The 20,053-nt window shown below is 63.7% G+C and carries 18 protein-coding genes and 1 pseudogene; 11 read left to right on the forward strand and 8 right to left on the reverse strand.

The window, feature by feature from the left end:
* The first annotated feature begins 204 nt into the window (after positions 1 to 204).
* Positions 205 to 1,281 (forward strand): methyltransferase, encoded by a 1,077-nt coding sequence (locus tag ACLKOZ_RS01280; RefSeq protein ID WP_436472468.1) that lies wholly within the window; start codon positions 205 to 207, stop codon positions 1,279 to 1,281.
* A gap of 40 nt (positions 1,282 to 1,321) precedes the next feature.
* Here ACLKOZ_RS01280 and ACLKOZ_RS01285 read toward each other — a convergent pair whose 3' ends face one another.
* Positions 1,322 to 2,974 (reverse strand): LuxR C-terminal-related transcriptional regulator, encoded by a 1,653-nt coding sequence (locus ACLKOZ_RS01285; protein WP_436472326.1) that lies wholly within the window; start codon positions 2,972 to 2,974, stop codon positions 1,322 to 1,324.
* A gap of 158 nt (positions 2,975 to 3,132) precedes the next feature.
* On the opposite strand from ACLKOZ_RS01285, the gene ACLKOZ_RS01290 reads away from it, so the two are divergent.
* On the forward strand, positions 3,133 to 3,519 hold the full coding sequence (locus ACLKOZ_RS01290; RefSeq protein ID WP_436472327.1) for a hypothetical protein: 387 nt from the start codon (positions 3,133 to 3,135) through the stop codon (positions 3,517 to 3,519).
* A gap of 54 nt (positions 3,520 to 3,573) precedes the next feature.
* Here ACLKOZ_RS01290 and ACLKOZ_RS01295 read toward each other — a convergent pair whose 3' ends face one another.
* Together ACLKOZ_RS01295 and ACLKOZ_RS01300 are read right to left on the reverse strand one after the other, a co-directional pair.
* Positions 3,574 to 5,247 (reverse strand): thiamine pyrophosphate-binding protein, encoded by a 1,674-nt coding sequence (locus ACLKOZ_RS01295; RefSeq protein WP_436472328.1) that lies wholly within the window; start codon positions 5,245 to 5,247, stop codon positions 3,574 to 3,576.
* A 120-nt stretch (positions 5,248 to 5,367) separates the two neighbouring features.
* The gene (locus tag ACLKOZ_RS01300) at positions 5,368 to 5,871 is read right to left on the reverse strand and encodes an Lrp/AsnC family transcriptional regulator (protein WP_436472329.1); all 504 of its coding nucleotides are present in this window, start codon (positions 5,869 to 5,871) and stop codon (positions 5,368 to 5,370) included.
* A gap of 93 nt (positions 5,872 to 5,964) precedes the next feature.
* On the opposite strand from ACLKOZ_RS01300, the gene hisC reads away from it, so the two are divergent.
* A complete protein-coding gene (gene hisC / locus ACLKOZ_RS01305; RefSeq protein ID WP_436472330.1) occupies positions 5,965 to 7,062 on the forward strand; it encodes a histidinol-phosphate transaminase in 1,098 nt (365 codons plus the stop codon).
* Positions 7,063 to 7,118: 56 nt separating this feature from the next.
* A complete protein-coding gene (locus ACLKOZ_RS01310) occupies positions 7,119 to 8,531 on the forward strand; it encodes an amino acid permease (RefSeq protein WP_436472331.1) in 1,413 nt (470 codons plus the stop codon).
* A 74-nt stretch (positions 8,532 to 8,605) separates the two neighbouring features.
* Here ACLKOZ_RS01310 and ACLKOZ_RS01315 read toward each other — a convergent pair whose 3' ends face one another.
* Entirely contained in the window at positions 8,606 to 8,740 is a 135-nt protein-coding gene (locus ACLKOZ_RS01315; RefSeq protein ID WP_436472332.1) for a PEP-utilizing enzyme, read from the reverse strand.
* A gap of 381 nt (positions 8,741 to 9,121) precedes the next feature.
* Between ACLKOZ_RS01315 and ACLKOZ_RS01320 the strand changes: the two genes are divergently transcribed.
* The gene (locus tag ACLKOZ_RS01320; RefSeq protein WP_436472333.1) at positions 9,122 to 10,576 is read left to right on the forward strand and encodes a serine/threonine-protein kinase; all 1,455 of its coding nucleotides are present in this window, start codon (positions 9,122 to 9,124) and stop codon (positions 10,574 to 10,576) included.
* Here the strand turns inward: ACLKOZ_RS01320 and ACLKOZ_RS01325 are convergent.
* Entirely contained in the window at positions 10,477 to 11,073 is a 597-nt protein-coding gene (locus tag ACLKOZ_RS01325; protein ID WP_436472334.1) for an FCD domain-containing protein, read from the reverse strand. The two genes, ACLKOZ_RS01320 and ACLKOZ_RS01325, sit on opposite strands and share 100 nt — an antisense overlap.
* Before the next feature lie 20 nt (positions 11,074 to 11,093).
* On the opposite strand from ACLKOZ_RS01325, the gene ACLKOZ_RS01330 reads away from it, so the two are divergent.
* Positions 11,094 to 11,561: an amino acid permease gene (locus ACLKOZ_RS01330; protein ID WP_436472335.1), complete on the forward strand. Its 468-nt coding sequence runs from the start codon at positions 11,094 to 11,096 to the stop codon at positions 11,559 to 11,561.
* Positions 11,562 to 11,874: 313 nt separating this feature from the next.
* Here the strand turns inward: ACLKOZ_RS01330 and ACLKOZ_RS01335 are convergent, their stop codons facing one another.
* From ACLKOZ_RS01335 to ACLKOZ_RS01345, 3 genes are all read right to left on the reverse strand, one after another.
* Positions 11,875 to 12,414 (reverse strand): hypothetical protein, encoded by a 540-nt coding sequence (locus ACLKOZ_RS01335; protein ID WP_436472336.1) that lies wholly within the window; start codon positions 12,412 to 12,414, stop codon positions 11,875 to 11,877.
* 335 nt (positions 12,415 to 12,749) lie between these two features.
* Positions 12,750 to 13,331 (reverse strand): hypothetical protein, encoded by a 582-nt coding sequence (locus tag ACLKOZ_RS01340; RefSeq protein ID WP_436472337.1) that lies wholly within the window; start codon positions 13,329 to 13,331, stop codon positions 12,750 to 12,752.
* Positions 13,332 to 13,567: 236 nt separating this feature from the next.
* Positions 13,568 to 14,428, reverse strand: coding sequence for a restriction endonuclease (locus ACLKOZ_RS01345; protein WP_436472338.1), 861 nt, complete (start codon positions 14,426 to 14,428; stop codon positions 13,568 to 13,570).
* A gap of 408 nt (positions 14,429 to 14,836) precedes the next feature.
* Here ACLKOZ_RS01345 and ACLKOZ_RS01350 point away from each other — a divergent pair, with 408 nt between their 5' ends.
* From ACLKOZ_RS01350 to ACLKOZ_RS01370, 5 genes and pseudogenes are all read left to right on the forward strand, one after another.
* Positions 14,837 to 15,685, forward strand: coding sequence for a DUF3883 domain-containing protein (locus ACLKOZ_RS01350; protein WP_436472339.1), 849 nt, complete (start codon positions 14,837 to 14,839; stop codon positions 15,683 to 15,685).
* A gap of 342 nt (positions 15,686 to 16,027) precedes the next feature.
* Positions 16,028 to 16,603 (forward strand): annotated as a pseudogene (locus ACLKOZ_RS01355) (nitrilase-related carbon-nitrogen hydrolase); the annotation flags it as partial.
* Positions 16,604 to 16,908: 305 nt separating this feature from the next.
* Positions 16,909 to 18,216 carry a hypothetical protein gene (locus tag ACLKOZ_RS01360; RefSeq protein WP_436472340.1) on the forward strand — a complete coding sequence of 436 codons (1,308 nt, stop codon included), beginning with the start codon at positions 16,909 to 16,911 and terminating at the stop codon, positions 18,214 to 18,216.
* 127 nt (positions 18,217 to 18,343) lie between these two features.
* On the forward strand, positions 18,344 to 19,516 hold the full coding sequence (locus tag ACLKOZ_RS01365) for a PD-(D/E)XK nuclease family protein (RefSeq protein ID WP_436472341.1): 1,173 nt from the start codon (positions 18,344 to 18,346) through the stop codon (positions 19,514 to 19,516).
* Between the two features lie 278 nt (positions 19,517 to 19,794).
* Positions 19,795 to 20,040, forward strand: coding sequence for a hypothetical protein (locus ACLKOZ_RS01370; protein WP_376045137.1), 246 nt, complete (start codon positions 19,795 to 19,797; stop codon positions 20,038 to 20,040).
* Positions 20,041 to 20,053: the final 13 nt, after the last annotated feature.

Here is a 20,053-nt window from a genome sequence, read left to right on the forward strand (position 1 = left end):
GGAAACCTGGGCCGTCGCCTTCCCCGTCGTGGATCACCGCCGCAATCGTCAGTCGCCGATCGGCTCCCCTGACGCTTGGAATGGATCTCTATCAGTACCGATACACCAGCTCCCGTGGGAATCCCGACGCCGGTCCTCAAGCCCGAGCGAACAGCTGCGGTGGCTGATCCCGCCGTCGTGACCTGGGCCGAGGCTGGCGTCAGCATGACCGCGCGATGGCGGTCGGCGAACGGCAGACCGGCGCCGACCCGCGTAGAAGTAGTCGACGACTCCCTCACGGCAGACGATGCGAACCGGATGGCGTCCCAGGGGATCGCGATGCTCTGGCACGGTGACTTCCACAACGCACGGCAGATCCTCAACGCCCTGGACCGGCGGGTAGGCGCCGGAAAGAAAGAGACCACAGCAACTCCGGCCGAAAAGTTCTATCGGCACCGCCAGTCCGCCTCGCACCGTGCGCGCATCCTTGGCCTGCTGCTGGTTCCCCTTGATCCGGGCCCGGTGGTGCCGCTGCGCCGCGCACCGGACATCCGGGAGGCCGCCGCCGAGGCGTACGGGGACCTCAGCGAACCCTCAGTGGTGTCGCTGCAGGAGCTGGTGGGAGTCATCGGCGCCCACGAGTGGCGGCGGAAGGGCGTCTACGTCGATGCCCTGCAGGACCGCATCCACCCGCACTACGGCACGTTCTTCCCCACCCGGAGCGAGTATGTGGATCTCGTGGCCGCCGCACCGCTTCCCTCTGACACGCTGGCGTTCGACGTCGGAACCGGCACCGGGGTGCTGGCTGCCGTCCTCGCGCGCCGGGGCGTCCACCGCGTGGTGGCCACGGACAATGAGCCGCGTGCCATCGCCTGCGCCGCCGAGAATTTCCGGAACCTCGGTGTTGACGATCGTGCCGAGGCCGTCCTGACCGACATGTTCCCGCCCGGGTTGGCACCCCTCATCGTGTGCAACCCGCCCTGGATTCCGGCCACGCCGCATTCCAGCCTGGACAACGCCGTCTACGACCCCGGGAGCAGGATGCTGTTCCGCTTCCTGAACGGAGTCTCCGACCATCTGGAGCCGGGAGGTGAGGCCTGGCTTGTCCTCTCCGACCTGGCCGAACACCTTGGCCTGCGGACGCGAGACGATCTGCTGACCGCCATCGAGGCGGCCGGGCTGAAGGTGGTGGACCGGCTGGACACCAAGCCAACGCATCCGAAGGCATCGGACCGCGACGATCCTCTGTTCGAGGCGCGCGCGGCCGAAGTCACGTCGTTGTGGAGGCTTGTTCGCCAGTAGTTGCCTGCGGGGTCTAACGGGTACATCGTGGTAACGAGCCTCACGGGGCGCCGCTGATGATCCCTTCCTCGATGGCATGTGTTGCAGCCTGTGTCCGGGAGCTCACTCCGAGCTTGTCGAAAATGTTGCTCACGTGGCGCTGGATGGTGCGCTCGCTGAGGAACAGCTCCGCACCGATTGCCCGGTTGGTCAGGCCCTGCACGATTAACCGGAGCACTTCCACCTCGCGGGGTGAGAGTCCGTGCTGGCCCGGCGTGTCGAGATGCCGGAGCATGCCTTCGACTATCAGCAGGTCGTGACGGGCGCCGAGACGCGTGAAGGCCTGGCGTGCCGATTCGAGTTCAAGGTCCGCCGCTTCGTCGTCCCCAACCCCCCGGTACGCGGTGGCGAGGAGTACGGTGCACTGTGCCGTCTCATAGGGGACGTCGAGGTCTCGCCACAGACCGGCGGCCTGCCGGAGCCAAGGAAGTGCCTGATGCAGGTCATCCCTGGCAAGAGCCAGTTCGCCAAGTGCCCGTGCGTGGGTGGCGCGCACGCTGTCGGACGCGAAATGCTCGGCGAGGCTGCCCAACTCGGCTGCAGCGGCCTCGGCTTCACCTGCAGCCTGTGCCGCCAACAGCACGGTCACTGCCGCAGGCAGCAGTTCCACGCGGGCAGCCGGCCCCACGGACTCGCCGAGCGCACGCCGGATTCCCGCTGCCGCCGCTGGCACGTCTCCCAGGGAGAGCCTGAGCAGGGCGAGCCCTGGCTGCGTGGGGCCTCCGGTGAACGCTGCCGTCCGGTAGGATGCCACGGCCTCGGCGAAGTCGCCTAAGAGGCGATGCGATTCACCGAGCTCGTAGCGCGCATGCCCCATGAAGCGGGTTCCTGCGCCCTCGGCCAGGCTGCGGCATGCCTGTTCCAGTTGGGCAAGGGCGGCCGCCCACTCGCCTGCGAGCCGGAGGTGGACCGCATGGTAAGTCAGGCAGTGACCGTAGAAGGGCCCACCAAACGGAGGTACTTTCTTGAGCCACGATCCGAGGGCGGCGCTCCATTCCCGGATCCGCGCGACGTCGTGCACCTCCATTTCGCAGGTGCCGATCGCCGCGCAGTAGAGCAGGCTTGTGACCCGTGGCGTTGTCTGGCCCGCCACTACGCGGAGCATCGAATTGTCGAGCCAGTCCAGCCCGTCCGCGAGGCGGCCGGACAGGACGAGGGCGCGGCCGGTGAGGAGCGTCGAGAAGGCGAGCTGATCGTCGTCGTGCGTCCTTGCGGCCCCGTCACGGGCGCGGGCGAGGAGCGTGACGGCGTCGTCATAGGCGCCAGCGCCCATCCGGTAGTACGCCGTGGTGATGAGCAGCCAGCCGGGCTCTTCGCCGGCGTCGTCCGGGCCGAGTTCCCGGGCCCGTGCCAGCCAGCCGTTGGCCTGAGCGTCCTCGCCGTTGAGGCGGTAAGCCTGCCACAGCCAGAAAGCGGAGGCGACGGCGGGACCCACCTGGCCGTTCGCGGCCCGCTCCTCGAAGGCACGCACCAGCGCGGCAATCGCATCGTCGCGGAACCCCACGATTTGTGCGCACTCGGCGAAGCACTCGACATCCTCCACCCCGAGGCCAGCGGGCCCGCCGGCGGCGCGGAACTCGTCGCAGGCCTGCCGCCACGCGTACGCCGCGTGGAATGCCCGTGCCTGCGCGAGGTGATTTCCGTCGTCGGCCACTTCAACCTCCTGAGCACTACTATGCATCGTTGGACTGGGCATAACTACCCAATGCCGGATGTCGAAGGTGGCGCGGTTTGCCGATGCCTGCCTGGCACCGCCGGCGGGATCCTGAGAGTGATCCGCAGGGTGCGGATTAGCTAGTTCAGGAGGCCATCATGTACGAGCCGTTTGTCTACTTGGGCACCTACACCGTGCGCGCGGGGCATCTCGATGAAGCACTCGCGTCCTGCCGAGAGGTGGCCAGCCTCGTGGAGAGCCGTGAGCCAAAGATGCTCGTGTTCCAGTTCTTCGCGGATGACCAGGGCCGGCAGATCACCGTCCTTCAGGTCCACGCCGACGCCGAATCCATGGCCAACCATATGGGCGTGGTCAGCGAACACCTGGCACGGTCCGGATCGTGGATCGAATCGTTCAGCAACACGACGGTCCTGGGCAAGCCTCCGGCGGTCCTCTCGCAGTGGTATCAGGAGGCGGGCGAAGAGCTGACAGAGTTCCCGCGGCACATTGCGGGGGTAATCCGGGTCGGGTCGCCTGTTGGGTGAGCGGGTCCAGCGGGGGCTTACGACGGCGGCGGGCTGGGTAGGTCTTGAAGGTTGCTACCCCGCCACCGCCGCCTTCGCCTCCTGCTTGGCCTGCATCCACTCGCTCATCCACGGGGCCCGGACGCTTGAGGTAATGCGGCAATCGGCCACGAACGTTCCTTTGGCGCCGGCGTCGATCCAGTCTGTGAGCGCGGAAAGGTCCGCCAGGGAGCGGATGATGGCCGACTCGGCACCGAGTGCGCGGGCGATCCCGCTGAAGTCGACCTCGGGGATCAGCATGGGCTTTTCGGTCAGGCCTTGGGAGCCGTACTGGTGGATTTCGGCCCCGTAGGCGGCATCGTTGTAGATCACCACGACGGCGCTGCTCGCCGCACCAATGAGCGATTCGAGGTCGGACAGGCCCATCAGGAAACCGCCGTCGCCGGAGGCCAGCACCAGCGTGCGGCCGTCCTCCACGGCGCGGGCCGCTCCGACGGCGCTCGCAAGGCCCAGGCCGATGGACTGGAAGGCCGTCCCCACCATGACCAGGTCCTGCGGCCGCGGGATGTTCCAGTACATGGGTGCCCAGCCGATGAAGTGCCCGCCGTCCTGGACCACCGTACGGCGGTCCGGCAGCACGGCATCCAGTGCAGTGGCAAGGGAGCGCGGGTCCAGCCGGCCGTCCGGGGTCTCGTCGGAGCCTGCCGCGTGGCCCGGCCCTTCGGCCAGCCGACGGCGGGCTTCCGCGCGCCAGACGTCTGGCCGGCCGGCGTTCGGCGAGGCCGCGCCGTCCAGCATCGACAGGAGACGTCCCGCAGCGGACTTCACGTCCGCGCTGACGAACGTGTCCACCCGGGAGTGCGTCGGCTGCAGGGCGGTGTCGATCTGGATGACGGTGCTGTCAGGGCCGAGCAAGTGCCCGAACCGCATGGTGAATTGGCTCAGGCTTGCCCCGGCCACCAGGACCACATCGGCATCACCCATGAGCCCGGCCGCGGTGTCCGTGCCGAAGCCGCCCGCGACGCCGAGGTATCCCTCGCCCTGGAGGAGGTTGAGCGCCAGGGCGGTTCCGGCAGTCAGCGCGCCCAGGCGGTCGGCGAGCTCCCGGAGCTCCGGGCCCGCTCCGGCGAGGTGCGCACCCCGGCCAGCCAGGATCAGCGGCCGCTTGGCCCCGGCGAGCAGGCGGGCTACCTGCCCAAGGCCGCCGTCGACGTCGTCCGTCACCTGAGCTGCCAACGGCGCCGGAAGTTCCTCATCCGCAGCCTCGAGTGCCGCGAGGTCGTAGGGAATGGCAATAACGACGGCGGTCCGCTTGGTGAGTGCGTACTCCACTGCCTGCTGGGTGATGGAGCCCGCGGCTTCGCGGGTGACGGTGAAGGTTGCCGCGCCGAGGCCTGCTGCGATGGCCGCCTGGTCCACGTCCTGGGGCCGGGGGCCACTGGTGGGGGCGTCCCCGGTGACCAGTACCACGGGGATCTGGGCCTGGACCGCCTCTGCGAGGGCGGTGAGTGCGTTGGTGTAGCCGGGGCCGTAGGTGGTGGTGCCCGCTGCGAGACGTCCCGAGGCCCGGAAGTAGGCGTCTGCCGCGGCGATGGCGGCGCCTTCGTGGCGGACGGGGGAGAAGCGGAGGCCCAGCTTTTCCGCGGCGTCGAGGAAATAGACGTTTCCGTTGCCCATGACGCCGAAGACGTCGCTGAGGTAGCTGCTGAGAACCTGTGCCACGCGGCCTGAGACGGTGAGAGTAGTCATGCAGGAATCTTGTGGGCTGGTTCACAGATAGGCAAGACGCGTGATTTTGATTGGGATAATTGGCAGGAGAATACTGGAGCAACTGAAAATATGCGCACTTGTGGCGTGCGTCACCCGCACTCAGTTGGAAGGGCGGGATTCCTGCTCCGAGAGCCGGCTCAAGAGCCCGTCGTAGCGGGGCGGCATGAGTTCCAGTACAGATATGGCCGTGCTGGTCCGCTGGATCCCCTCGATTTCCAGGATCTGGTTGGTGATGCGGTAGAGATCGGCCGTGCCGCGGGCCACCACCTTGGCCATGAGATCCGCGTCGCCGGTGGTGGCGTGCACCTCGATGACCTCCGGGATCGCGGCGAGTCCGTCTTCCACGGCACCTGTCCGCGTCTGGCTGATGGACAGGGAGAGGAAGGCCATCAGGTCATAGCCAAGCGCGGCGGGATCCAGCCTTCGACTGAAGGAACGGAGGGCGCCACTGCGCTCGAGTCGGGCCAGTCGGGCATGGACCGTGTTCCTTGCGACGCCGAGCGTCCGCGAGAGTGCCAGGGCGCTGGCCTCGGGATCCTTGTCCAGGGCGAGGATGATCCTGCCGTCGAGGGAATCCAGGGTGCGAGAGTTCTGGATGGTCATATTTTCACCACTGTCAGTAGAAGTTGAGCAGAAGTCCCAATGGGTTGAGGGTATCTTGCAATGTGCGCCCGGTCACATCCATGATCGGTCCTCATGACCCGTGATCAACTCCTGACCGCACCGGAAACGGCGCTTCCCACCCTTCGTGGCGCGGTGGCCGGCCTCCCGCCCTATGTCCCGGGACGGCGCAGCGCCGGCACGGACATCGCAGCCCTCGCCAGCAACGAAAGCCACTACGAGCCACTCCCCGCTGCCGCCGCTGCGGTGGCCGCGGCGGCCGGTACGATGAACCGCTACCCGGACAGTGCCGCCGTCGAACTCCGCGAACGGCTTGCCCGACACCTCGGCGTCACCGCCGGGGAGGTGGCGGTGGGACCCGGCAGCGTGGGTGTCCTCCAGCAAATCATCACCGGACTGTGCGACGCCGGGGATGAGGTGATCTTCGCATGGCGTTCCTTTGAGGCCTACCCCATCCTGGTTGAGCTGGCAGGCGCCCGGCCGGTCCGCGTTCCGCTGGACAGTGCTGAGGGCCACGACCTCGATGCGATGGCCGCGGCCGTCACTGACCGCACCAAGGTCATCCTGCTCTGCACGCCCAACAATCCGACGGGCGTGCCGATCAGCCACGAGCGCATCGAGGCGTTCCTGCAGTCCATCCGCTCCGACATCCTCGTGGTGATCGACGAGGCCTATGTGGAATACGCGGAAGCGGGCAGCGGCCCCGATTCCCTGGCGCTGTACCGCCGGTACCCGAACGTCTGCATCCTGCGCACCTTCTCGAAGGCGTATGGACTCGCCGGCCTGCGCGTGGGATATGCCGTCGGGTCGCCGGCCATCGCTGAGGGACTGCGCAGGACCGCCCTTCCTTTCTCCGTGAGCACGCTGGCCCAGAAGGCGGCCATCGCGTCGCTGGATGCGGGGGAGGAGATGGAAACCCGGGTGGGCGCCGTCAGGCAGGAGCGCACCCGGATGGCCGCGCAGCTGAAAGCCCAGGGCTGGAAACTGCAGGCGAGCCAGGGCAACTTCTTGTGGATCCGTGCGGATGACGAGCTCCGCGCGAGGCTGGTGGACGCGTTTGACGTCGCGGGAATCCTGGTCCGGGCGTACCAGGGCGACGGCGTGCGGATCACCGTTGCCGATCCTGCCTCCAATGACCGCGTGCTCCGGATTCTGCAAGCCCACGCAGCCTGAAAACCGACTGACCCAAAATCCCCAACCCCGTTCCACCTACAACCAGAGGAATCCCCATGGAACAACAGACAATGAAGTCTGGCCGCGCACTGGGCGCGGCACTCAAACCCCGCCAGCTCACCATGATGGGGCTCGGTAGCGCCATCGGCGCGGGCCTGTTCATCGGCTCAGGCGCCGGCATCCAGGCTGCCGGCCCGGCGGTGCTGATCTCCTACCTCGTGGCCGGCACCCTCATCATCCTGGTGATGTGGGCGCTCGGCGAGATGGCAGCCGCCAATCCGGACAGCGGCGCCTTCTCCGTCTATACCGCCAAGGCCTACGGGCCGGTGGCAGGTGCCACGGTGGGCTGGCTGTGGTGGCTGCAGCTCGTGGTGGTCATCGCGGCCGAAGCGCTCGGCGCGGCAGGCCTGCTGGCCACCATCTTCCCGGCCCTGCCGGTGTGGCTGATGGCGTTCGTGTTCATCGTGGTGCTCACCGCCGTGAACCTCACCAGCGTGAAGAACTTCGGCGAGTTCGAGTTCTGGTTCGCCCTGCTTAAGGTGGCGGCGATTGTCGGGTTCCTCCTGGTGGGCGCTGCCCTGCTCTTCGGCTGGCTGCCGGGCGTGCAGTCGCCGGGCCTGGCCAATTTCGCCGGTGCCGGGTTCGCGCCCGACGGCTTCGCCGGGATCGCCACGGCACTCTTCGTGGTGGCGTTCGCATTCGGCGGCACCGAGATCGTGTCCGTGGCGGCAGCTGAGACCGCCGAGCCGGCCCGCAGTGTGAAGAAGGCAGTCCGCACCGTGCTGTGGCGCATCCTGGTGTTCTACATCGGTGCCATCTTCATCATCGCTGCCGTGGTTCCCGTAGGCTCGGCGGGGCTGAAGAGCCCGTTCGCCGCGGTGCTGGAGGCCGCCGGCATGCCCGGCGCGGCGACTGCCATCACCCTTGTAGCCGTCGCCGCACTGCTCTCCGCCCTCAACGCCAACCTCTACGGTGCCTCCCGGATGGCGTACTCCCTCGCCGAGCGGGGCGACGCGCCGCGCCTGCTTGCCTCGGTGTCCAAGGCACGCGTCCCGGTTGTGGCAGTCCTGGCCAGCGTCGCCTTCGGCGTTGTGACGGTCGTGCTGGAGCTGGCTTTCCCCGAGATGGTCCTCGGCGTTCTGCTCAACATCGTGGGCTCAACCTGCCTGTTGGTGTGGACGTCCGCGCTCCTGGCCCAGCTGGCGCTGCGCCTCCGCGCCGACCGCGAGGGGACGGACCTTCCCCTGCGGATGCCTGGCTTCCCGTGGCTGACGGTGTTTGGTCTTGTCATCCTTGCGGCGATCTTTACGGTGGGCTTCATCGGCGAGGATTCCCGTCCCCAGCTGCTGAGCACGTTCGGACTTGTGGCACTGCTGGCAGTGGCGAACTGGCTGCACCACCGGAACGGGAAGGTTTCGGTCGCCGTGGAAGCATCGGACGGTGCCAAGGAGCCGGTGCTCATCGACTGAACCAGGCGCTGAACTACGCTGCGGGTTCCTTGCATGCGAAGGGCGCGTCCGGTTTTGGCCTGGCGCGTCCTTCGCTAATTCGGCTCATCGGATCGGTGCCACGGCCTCACCATGATGATGGCATCGGCAACACTCACGACGGCGGGGATATCGTACGCACGGGCCACCACAGCCCCGTGCGATACGACGGTGCCCATCTCCATCACCAAGGCGCCTGCCCGTCAACTGGAAGTAGCGTGCGTGGCTGGTGCCGGCCCCGGCCAGTTCGCGGAGGGCGACGTTGTTCGCAGTGGCCGTACTGGCGTTTTTCGGTGCAGCGGCTAGGGAAGCGTTCAACCCATCGGCTTTTCCTATGTACAGTTTGCCAGTCGTTGTACTGGAGATGAGGTAAATGACCTAGACGGAACTGAGGGCTGTTCGTTCCCCACTGACTGTTGCTGTGTAATCAGCGACAAGTGCCTGGGTTCGTTGTACCGGACGAGAAATTGGTATTTACTCAAAAGTAAGACGCCCCTTTTGAGTGCCGAACACATACATCGGTGCAGGTCTGTAGCATTGACAAAGGCAAATTGCAGGCAAGGGGACAGCAAATGCAAATACAGCTAGACAGCACTTGGACGATCGGGAGTCAGATCGGTAACGGTGCTTTTGGTCGGGTACTGGAAGCATCTGGTCCGCAGGACGGGTGCGTGGCGAAATTTATACCGAAGGAGCCGGGAGCCGAGCGGGAGCTTCTTTTTGATACCCGGTTGGCTGGCGCCCACAATGTAGTGCCCATTTTGGACAGTGGTGAGCACCTTGACGACTGGGTAATCATCATGCCTAGGGCGACACGATCCTTGCGGGATGAACTTATCAGCCACAGAGGTCCCCTCGACATTCAGGATGCTGTCAAAGTTCTGGAAGATGTCTCCGACGCGCTCGAAGACATGCTCGTTAGAGACGTGGTTCACCGCGATATTAAGCCTGAGAACATCCTTCTGCTAGAGGATAAATGGTGTCTGGCTGACTTTGGGATCTCCCGGTATGCAGAAGCGTCTACGCAAGCGAACACGCACAAGTACCGGCTCACTCCGGCCTATGCGGCACCCGAACAATGGCGACTCCAACGCGCTACTGGGGCAGCAGACATGTACGCCCTCGGCGTCGTTGCATACGAGCTTATTGTCGGTCAAACGCCCTTCGCGACCCACAGGGACTTGCAAGAAGCTCACCTGCATTCGCCGGTCCCGCCATCGAACGCGCCGGGGAAGCTGCACTACCTCATCGAATACTGCCTTGCCAAGGCCCCCGAGGCCCGGCCTACGCCCGCGGACTTCAGGAAGCAGTTGAAGCTGAGCCTCAGGGGCGCCGTCGGCGAAGGACTTTCCGCTTTGGAAAACGCCAACCAGGCGCTAGCGCGAACAAAACTGGAACTAGCGCGTAAGGAATCAGAAGCCAAAACCGCAGCTGACCGCAGGACGGCAATGGCGGACTCTGCCATCCATATCTACCGGCGCCTGTCGAAAGAAGCACTGGACGCCTTTTCCGATTCGGCAGGTCAAGGGGAGGTTAATGCCGGCGAGAACGGCGCTTGGACTCTCGTACTCGGCGATTCGAGGCTTGAAATGTCTGCGGCCGTGCCCGCGGGCACCGCAGATCTCCCCTTCGAAGTCATTGCCTGCGCCGCAGTCCATGTGCGTCGTCCTAGGGACGCCAGAGGATACGAGGGACGTAGTCATTCGCTCTGGTATGGAGACGTCGCAGTTGAAGGCCAATTTCAATGGTTCGAAACTGCATTTATTCAATCAATCGTTGCCCGCCAACCCCAACCGTCAGCGCATCCTTATGCCCTTATGGCCGGTCCCGCGGCCGCTGAAGCAATCCGCGGCGGAGGCACGTCAGGGCGCGATCAGTTGGCTAGGCCGTTCACGCCGGTTGACGTTTTCGATTTGGATGAGTTTGTTCAGCGGTGGGCGGGTTGGCTGGCCGCAGCTTTCAACGGCACGCTCCACTCGCCGTCGATGTTGCCGGAGAGTCGACCAGAGGGCTCCTGGCGCCAGTGAATCGCAAACGGCGGCTTAGACCCCGCCCTGCGCCAGCCCCATAAACATCGTCCGGTGCAGGATATCCACGTGTTTGCGGGCGATCTCCACGGCCCCGGTCTCGTCGCCGGCACGCAGGGCTGCCACCAGAGCCACGTGGTCGCAGTTGGACTGTGCAGCAGCTCGATGGGGTAGGGGATGAAGTAGGCATAGAGCTCGGCGAGCGCCTCGTGGTAAACCTCGAGGGCGGTGCCCAGCCCTGACGCGGTCCCCACCAGCTGGTGGAACTGCTCGTCGGCCTGGTCGTAGTCGGACCAGTCCGAGGACTCTGCCATGTCCCGGGTCAGCCGGTCCAGCTCATCCAGTTGGTCGGGCGTGGCGTTGATCGCCGCGTAGTGCGTCACTGCGCATTCGAACAGCAGTCGCCGGTCCACCAGCCGGTTCACTGCCTGGGACTCGGCAGGGGACGCCGAAAGTTCCGCTAGAACATCCGAAGGAAGGCGGCGAATCCGCCACAAACGCTCATCCTGCAACAGGAATGGGGCTACGTAAAAAGGTAACGGGGCTGGCCAGCACCCAGCCGTTCTTCAACGACACCGCCAGCTTCGCCTCCATCTCCGCCGGTGCCGCGATCGCCGCGTACTCGTCCCTGGGGTTCGACGCCGTCACCACCCTCACCGAGGAAACCATCAACCCGCGCAAAACCGTGCCCCGCGCCATCATGCTGGTGGCCCTGATCGGCGGCGGAATCTTCGTGGCGGTGTCCTACGTGACCCAGCTGGTCCACCCCGGCGGCGTGTTCGAGGACTCGGCCTCCGCGGCCAGCTCCATCGCCCTGCAGATCGGCGGGCAGCTGTTCGGCGCCGTTTTCCTGGCCGGCATGGTGGTGGCGCAGTTCGCCTCCGGCCTCGCAGCACAGGCCAGCGCCTCCCGCCTCCCGCCTGCTGTACGCGATGGGCGGCGACTCCGTCCTGCCCAAGGCGATATTCGGCCGGCTCAGCGATAAGTTCCACACCCCGGTGGCGAACCTGACTGTCACGGGCATCGTGGGCCTGTCTCCGGCGTCCGTGCGGCGACTGCGGGGCCCGCCAGAGCTGCGATCAGGGCGGCGGTTGCCGCTGCAGTCAGGATTGGGCGTATGGGTGGTCCCTCCTGGGGTGACGGCCCGGCTGTTGGCCGGTGACCCGTCCACGCTAGGGGGCGAGGTTGCGCGATTGGTGCCCTGAGTTGGAGGCGAGGTCAAAGAGGAACAGTTAGTCCGTTTGCCCGAGGCGCCGGACCAAACGAATTAGAACACGGCAGTTCAGCCAGGGTTCGGACTATGCCCCGTAGGGCTTCCAACTGGCCAGCGTTGACGCGAGTCCTGGTGCCGCCATGCGGTAATTCAGTCGAGCTAGCCGGCAGACATCCGAAACCGTTGATTGAGAATCGCAGGAGTCATTTACCTTGATGGCCGCCAATCTTTTGGCCTTGGCTATGGTGTCCTCCACCAAGGACGCCAACTCCTCTGGGTATGGCGCCAGCTTCGTGAGCTTCGTGACGAGAATCTCTGCGTTAATCGCATGAGTCTGCTTTCCAATTGAGCAGGTAAGGGCTTGGACGTTGGCTGCGAATGCCTTGGGATTTCCTTCCGCGCTGTGCTCATAAAAACTGCAGTCTTCATCAAGGTTGATCTGCTCAACACTTGCATTGTGCTCCGCGACGACCGAGGCCAACTGCTGTGGGGTGGACGTTTTTGCTGTCTTCGTCGGGGTAGGCGTAGCCGTAGCTTCAGAGCCTGCGGAAGCTTGGCTCCCGCAGGCGGTGCCGCCAAGGCTCATGAGAAGAAGTGCTGCAATTAGCAGAAGACGCTGCTTCAAGTTGGATCCCCAATCTATGAATATTTGAGCTTTGAAAAATACGACCGTGTACGCAGCGATTATTCCTTGGCAGAAATCGCATCAGAGGTTTCGCTATGATTGCTGTCACCAGTTTAGATAAATGCCTTTGATTATGAACCGCTGAAAGCTCCACGAGCTGGATTCCTCACAGAAAATTGTCGGATTCTTGATCCTCAATTGATGCTTGGTGCCGGATAACCTCAGCGGAACCCATGGTTTGTTGCCAAGAGTTTCTTGGGAGGCCGCGGATGTGGCTATTGCCGGGCAGAAACACCGGAGCACCCTCAGGCCGCTCTTGCTGCGGTGGCTACAACCTATTTTCTAGCCGCTGTGCCCCGGTGTTCTTCAACAGGCCGCGGCGTCTTCCACACCGATTCGCGTGGGCCGGGATAGGCAGCCTTCCTGCCTCCCAAGGTGACGAGCAGGGCCGCGAGGACCGGGAGCACCGCGTCCGTGGGCTCCAGCAGCGGTCCGGCCACCACTAGGGGCGGCGGAGCCCAGGGGGCGCCGATGGGGATGCCGAGCTGGACGGTCAGAACAGTGATCCTGTTAGCGGCGTCCTTGTTTTCGCTGCCGGCGCGAAGGATGGCCGACTGGTTGTAGATGCCAACCGCTCCGAGTCTGGCGCCCTCGTCATCAGCACCAGCACAAGGGGAAGGTTGCCACCGACAAAGGGCAGCAGGAGCATCGAGACGGCGATAGTCGCTGGGGTAATCAGGAGCGAACGGCGCGGGTGGGGAATCGACGGTGAGGCCTGCGATCCAGATGCCGAGCAGGCCGGAGACGCCCAGGACGGTGAGGGAGAGGCTGATGGCTTGTCGGGCAGGCCGGCGTCGCGGATGTACGGCGCGATGTAGGTGAAGAGCGCAAAGGGGGCCGGGACCATCAGCGGCCACGCGATGGCTACCGCCTTCACGCCTGGCTGGGCGATCGCTTTGCGTAGCGACGGGCGGGCCTCGCCGGTGGCACGCCGGACAGACGGCAGGAGCCACAAAGCCAGAACGGCGAGAACCAGGCGGAAGCCGGCCAGGAACAGAAACGCCGCGCGCCAGCCGAGGAAGCCGCCCAGGGCGGTGCCGATTGCGCGCCGAGGGGGCCGGGCGGGCTGTACTGAGATGGACTGTCAGGGCTGTCAGAAACCGGTCTCGAAGAACTCCTCGTCGATGCTGACGTCCTCTACGGCGCGGGTGGTGACTATTACCCCGAGACCATACTCCTTCATGAGGGTACAAAGTGTGCTTCCGTCGATGAGATCCAGCGGAGGGGCGCCGTCGCGGGTGGCTTCCTTCTTTGCTTCTGCTGTGAAGGTCCCCGTGGTGATAACGAGTCCTTTGTCGCCTCTGCCTGCCATAGCCCCGCGGAAGTCCCGGACGTCGCCGGCACCCACACTCCCGACGTACCGTTTGCATTGGAAGAAGATAGGGAAGGAGACGAGGGAGAGCCGATAGACCCCAAGCCCGTCGATGCCCCCGTCCCCGGATCGGCCCGTGACCTGGGTGTTGGTGAATCCTGCTTCGCGAAGCAGGCGTTGAGCGAGACGTTCGAACGAGGCAGGGGAGAGGCGCATGATGCGTCCGAGGAGTTGGTCCTCCCAGCTTTCATCGAATCCTTCGCTTTCGGGCGTGCTGTCCTTCCGCCTGGGCCTCGCGCCATTCTTCGAACGGCTGGCAGCGATGTACTTCTGCCTCAAGGGCTCGATCTGTTCCGGTTCCACGTTCAGTCCCGCCTCAGTCAGGCTCCAGACACCGCGCTGCGAGTTCTCGGCCAGACCCATGCCCTTCAGATAGGTCCGAGCCCATGCCAGCCTGTATCCGATCTCGGTTCGGGGCCCGTCGCCGTGCAGGACTGCCTGCTGCTCCTCCGAGTACCGTTGCTGCACGATCACCTGCTCCAGGAGTTCGTCGATTGAAGCGGACCCACCCAGAGTCCGCAGGGCCACAACCGCTGGCCAGAGGAAGTCCTGGTACGGGGGTATCTGAGCCTCATCTGCCATTTTCATCCTCTGCCTTCGTCTTTGATTTTGTACCGTCGCTGCGCAGGCTCGTCTTGGCGTTTAAATGAGGGCCCTTGCGGTCCAAAAGCACCTGTCAGGTATGCCAAGAGAATCCCATAATTCCTCGTCCGAATCACTCATTCCGCAGCATACTCGCCCCGACGCAAATCACACTTGCCCCTACTGTTCGAATATTCAGCTTTGTCTCCCACTCACCAGGGTTTGGCGCATGTGCGAATTACTCCAATCCCTTGATTCGCAACGTATAGCGGCAATAAGTCCAAGTCTGGGATAGAAATCAAACCACGCCGCCCTCAATATCACCCGGACGGCCAGAGGTGCCTTCCGCACAATCTCGTGATGTAGCCTGTGCCGGAGCAAGCTATTTTTTGGGGAACTGGGGGCATCATGGCAGGCGCACCAACGGATTGGTCTGAGGCTGAAGTGGCAGCCACCGTCCGAAGCTACTTGGATATGTTGCGGCTGGAGGTGTCCGGCGAGTCCTATGTCAAGAGTCAGTTCAGGAAGGCACTCTTGCCGCTGCTCTCTAACCGGTCTGAATCAGCTATTGAGTTCAAGCATCAGAACATCTCCGCCGTGCTGATGAAGCTGGGGTTGCGGCCTATTCGCGGCTACCAGCCCGCTCAAAACTATCAGCAGTCCTTGGTTCCCGAGGTTCAGCGTCAGTTGGCTTCCAGTCCATCCCTCGTTGAGCTTGTCCTGGCGGAAGCATTGCAATCGCCCACGGCCAACCCGAGCGGCACCCTAGATTTCAGCAGCGCCAGCATTCCCTCGATCATTCACTCGGATGGTTCGGGAAGGACAGGTGCCCAAAGCGGCAGGCCAGACTATGCCGCGATTGAAGCGAGAAACCGCGCGCTCGGGTTGGCCGGCGAACTTGCGGTGGTTGACCTTGAATACCGGCGACTCGTTAAGGCAGGAAGAACCCGTTTGGCTCGGAGCATCGATCATGTCAGCCAGACGAGAGGTGACGGGGATGGCTTCGATATTCTTTCCTTTGAAGAAAGCGGCAAGGAAAAGCTGATTGAAGTGAAGACGACGAGGTCACGCGCCGAAACGCCGTTCTTCGTAAGCAATAACGAACTTCAAGTGTCCAAAGATCGCGCTGATTTCTATCACCTCGTTCGCGTGTTCAACTTCGGGCAGGACTCTGCTTGGTTCCCGCTGCGCGGCAGTCTCGCGGCCAGTTGCGTCCTCGAACCAAATGGATTCACTGCGCTTCCGCGCCCCTCATAGGTTGACCAACCTTCAGGGATGGCAAGCTGAACGAAGGTTGAGATTGGCGGCCCCAGTTACCGCGGGCCCGCCCGCTCCATGACGGGCCGCGGCATTTCCACATTGATTTGGCGGGGGCCCGAGGCATAGGCAGCTTTCCTGCCTCGGATGGTGCCGAAGAGACGGCAATGACGGGGATGGCCGCGGCGGTCGAAACCAGATCGGGCCGCCCGGTGGCTGGTCGGTTTCGACAATGACCCGGCGAGGCCCATCGGCCAGCAGACTGGCGGAGATGACGCGGTGGACGCGACGTTCCCCGCGGTGGCCGAGCCGCTGGACGGCCCCGTCTGACAGGCACTCGCCGCCAACGCCCGCCGCTACCCCATCGCGCTGGTGACAGGCGTGGTGGAGTCCTCGGAGGAGCCGGGCAGGGCATACAACACGCTTGTGGCGTTCGCGCCCGACGGCGGCCGGCTGGCTTCCTACCGGAAGATCCACCTTTTCGACGCGCAGGGGTTCAGGGAGTCCGGGTTCATCAAGCCGGGCGAGTCCCTTGAGCCGGTGGCGTTCGAGCATTGGGGAGTGCGGTTTGGGCTGATGACCTGCTACGACCTGCGGTTCCCCGAGCTGGCCAGGTCACTGGCCGACGCCGGCGCGCAGGTCCTGCTGGTCTGCTCGTCCTGGGTGCCGGGGGAGCACAAGACGGAGCAGTGGCTGGCGCTGAACACGGCACGCGCCATCGAGAATAGTGTGTACGTAGCGGGGGTGTGCCAGGCGCCGCCGGTGTCCGTCGGGCGGAGTGTTCTGGTGGATCCCATGGGCGTTGTTGAGGCTGACCTTGGGCTGGCTGCTGGTGTCCGGACAGTGGAGGTATCGCTGGAGACGGTTAAGCGGGTGCGAAAGTCGTTCCCGATGTTCCGGCAACGGCGGTTGCTATAGGGCCGACTGCACGCCACGGGCTCATGAAGGCGAACACCCGCTGCATCCGATCGCGCGGGTCTAGCATGTGGCACGGGCGGGTACCAGACCGGGCATATCGCGCCTGAGTGGGCAGTCGATTGAGCCTACTCAGGCCGTTAGTGGGCGCACGTGGGAGTCACTTGGTCGAGGAGTCTGAACGCGCCGTGACCTGTCAAGCCTGGATCTATGAATACAATCACCATAGATCCACGGGCCACTGGCGAATTCTCACCTATCGGCCGCGTTCACACCTTCCGAGAGGTGCAACCACAGAGGAGTAAGCGATGACCGATATCGAGAGCATCACGCTGGAGGCAGAGCTTGTCGGCGAGGACGCCACGCGTGACATTGCAAAGGCTGTTAGCGCCCGTCATTCGATCGCTCGCAAGTACGTCATGAGGCTCCGCCGGCGTCATCCGGATGCGACGCCCGCTGAGGTGATCCAGATGTTGGAGCGTCACTACGCAACCTCGATTACAACTGCTGGTGCTCTCATCAGCGCCGGCGCGATCGCAGCTGATATTGGTATCGCGATGATCCCCGGAGTAGGGGCGGCAGCAGCCGGCATGAAGAGTGCGGGGCAACAGGCCGCCAAGAAGACTGGCAAGGAAGCCGTCAAATTTGCCGCAAAGAGCGCTGCCAAACAGGCAGCGAAGAACATGGCGATGGGCACTGCGAAGAACGGTGCACAGCGCGTTGCTGCTCTCCTTCCCGCAGGCGATGAACAGCTGCAGTTCGAGATCACGGCGGTGTTTGCTCTCGCTATTGCCGATATTCACGGAATGGATCTCGATAAAGACCAGGCCCTCGCCCTTGTCTATGGACTCTCGAATGAACGAGTGAGCCAGAAACAAATCGCGGCGATGGCCACGGACCTATCGAGTGCGTCGGCTGAAGGTGCCGTCGGTGTTGGCAATAGGGTCGCTGCCGGCCGCACGGATTGGTCACACTGGGCGAACACGCTCGCGGAGACCCTCCCTGGAGGTGCGGCGCAGACTTTGGTTCGGACCATGGAGACCGGTCAGCTGGAGACCGTGCGCAAAAATTTGAGCGGAAAGCAGCAGGCAACGATCGAATACGGAGTCGGAGCCTTGGCAGGAGGTGTCACGCGCTTCGTGTTCGGTCGCGAAGTCGTGACCGCCGCCCGCGCTGCGTTCGCTGAAGCCCCAGACACGTTCCCCGAACATCTGGCCGTCAATGCGAAAGATAATCCCGAGGCCGAAGACCGCGAGATCGAACAGAACCGAGCTCTCGCAGCAATGGAGGACGCCGCTAAGGTGACGGGAAACTGGATCGCAGGCACTGCCAGCACAGTCGGAGGCGGCGTCGCGACAGGCGCCGTCGCAGTGGGCACAGGGGTGGCAACCGCAGCCGACACGGTAACGCGCGCGTTCCGGAGCGTGGACATCGACGGAGACGGGATCCCGGATGAGCCCCAGGCCCTCACCGCGGTCAAGGGCGTTGGTGGCGCCATTGCCGGCACGGCGGGCTCGGTCGGCGGGAGCGTGGCAGGTTTATTCAAACGGAAGAAGCGCGACGAACAGACGGCTGACGGGTCTGAGACCGGCAGCGAGGAAGCGACCGAGGAATAAATCCCCGAAGAGGGGAATCACCTGGGGGACGCGGGGAGTTCCCGTTTAGCGTTCGAGGTTGTCCTATTCTTTAGTCAGTGGCCGCGTCTTCTATTGGCCCTAACGTCGATGCCAGGGGGATGATGTCGTGTCAGATGATTTGGTAACTGGACTCCTGCCAGTGCTAGGCAGGTCTCTAGAGCTGGGTTTCAACGTCTTTGACGTTATGCACCACGGACTCCACGAGAAGCAGATCTCCAATGTATTCAGATGGTTGTTGGACCCCGAGCAAACGCACAACCTGGGCGACCGTTTTCTGCGGATCTTTATCGACGAGTTGAACCGGGTTTCGGTGGGGCGCGACCCCCTTCCACATGACAGCTACTTGGTGCGCCAGGAGGTGAACACCTCGGTGGGCGGGGCGGGAGCGGACATCGCCGACCTTGTCCTTGAGAGCGAAGATGCGGTCATCGTCATCGAGAACTACTTCACCTCTGACGGTCACGGTCACAGTTACAGCGGTTACCTGGCGTTCAGCGTCCGGGACGGCAGGCGTGGCGTCGTCGCTCTTTTGTGTCGCGATGAGGATGTGTCCCTGCAGACCTTGGGGTGGGAGGACGCCGCGGTCCTCACGTATGGCAAGTTAGCTGAGCGACTGCTGGAACACGTCGGTGGCGACAGGGCTTACCAGCGGAAAAATCCCGATTCCTATGCGTTCATCGAGCAGTTGCACCGTAAGTTCGTTAGGGGAAGAGGTCGCGTGGGTGATCAGGAAGTGCTCAACTTCGTTGTTGCCATGTGTGATTCCGGGGAAATAGGCAGATACCAGGAGCAGCCGCAGGAAGTAGCCGCCGAGCGCTTCGCTGATGACCTTGCGGTGCAGGCGAGGGAACGGTTTGGCGAGGGCCGCGACCTCCTCCAACGAGCCAAGCGCCGCCTCAGCGTGTTCAGCGAGGGTCCTCTCAGACGCCAACTCAACGCGACTTGGGGCGAGGGGTTTGTGGTTGGAGTCAACGCCAGACTCGCGGGGATATACCAGTGGACCGTCAACATTGACGTGAAGGAAGAATCGAACGACTTGGGCCAGTCGCTGCTCCAACTCAAGTTCGGGCCGTCAGCGTGGTTCGCCAACGAACGGGATCCGAGCTGGACCCGGACCGTCGATTCGAGCCAAGCGGACTACTCGCGATTGTTCCTTACGTGGCCCGGCGTCAAAGAAGTCCGTCAGTCGACCGTGAGTATCCATGACGTGCTTGACGGCCTCGAACCCGCCGACCCTAGGCTCCACGACGAGATTAGTGGGTTGCTCAGCGGAAACTGAATGCTGCCGGACGGGGGTGCACTCGACTTGTCGGAATTTCCTGTCAGTCAAAGGGCGAAGACGGACTGGGAACTGCCCAGCGGTCTCGCACTCTATGGCGAAGTCCAAGAAACTGGGAGACGTCAGCCCGTTATTAGCCTGATGGAGCTCAGTCAGCAACTGGATACCACCTACATCGTTAATCTCCTGACGGAAGTTCTTGGGTTACAAAAAACGCTTAGCCATAGGAAATTTTTGTAACTCGTCAGAATGTCCGTCACTGCGGCTAAATTTCCCGTATGACCGAAAAGGGAAAAGCAAAGAAATCAGCTGTGACAAGACGCTGCCCGGTGTGCGGGCACGAATCCTGGCGCATCGTCTACGGAATGGTTATGCCCGACGTCATTGAGCAATATCCGAAAGCGGAATTCGCCGGCTGCGTCATTGTGCCCGAAGACCGCTTCTACTTTGCTACCGGCAAAGTTGAAAGTGGCATAGCCAAGTGGGCTTGCCAAAATGACGAGTGCCGCCACCGCTGGTGGTAGACGGCACTCGTCA

The organism is Arthrobacter sp. R4 (assembly GCF_051365025.1).
Taxonomy (GTDB): domain Bacteria; phylum Actinomycetota; class Actinomycetes; order Actinomycetales; family Micrococcaceae; genus Arthrobacter.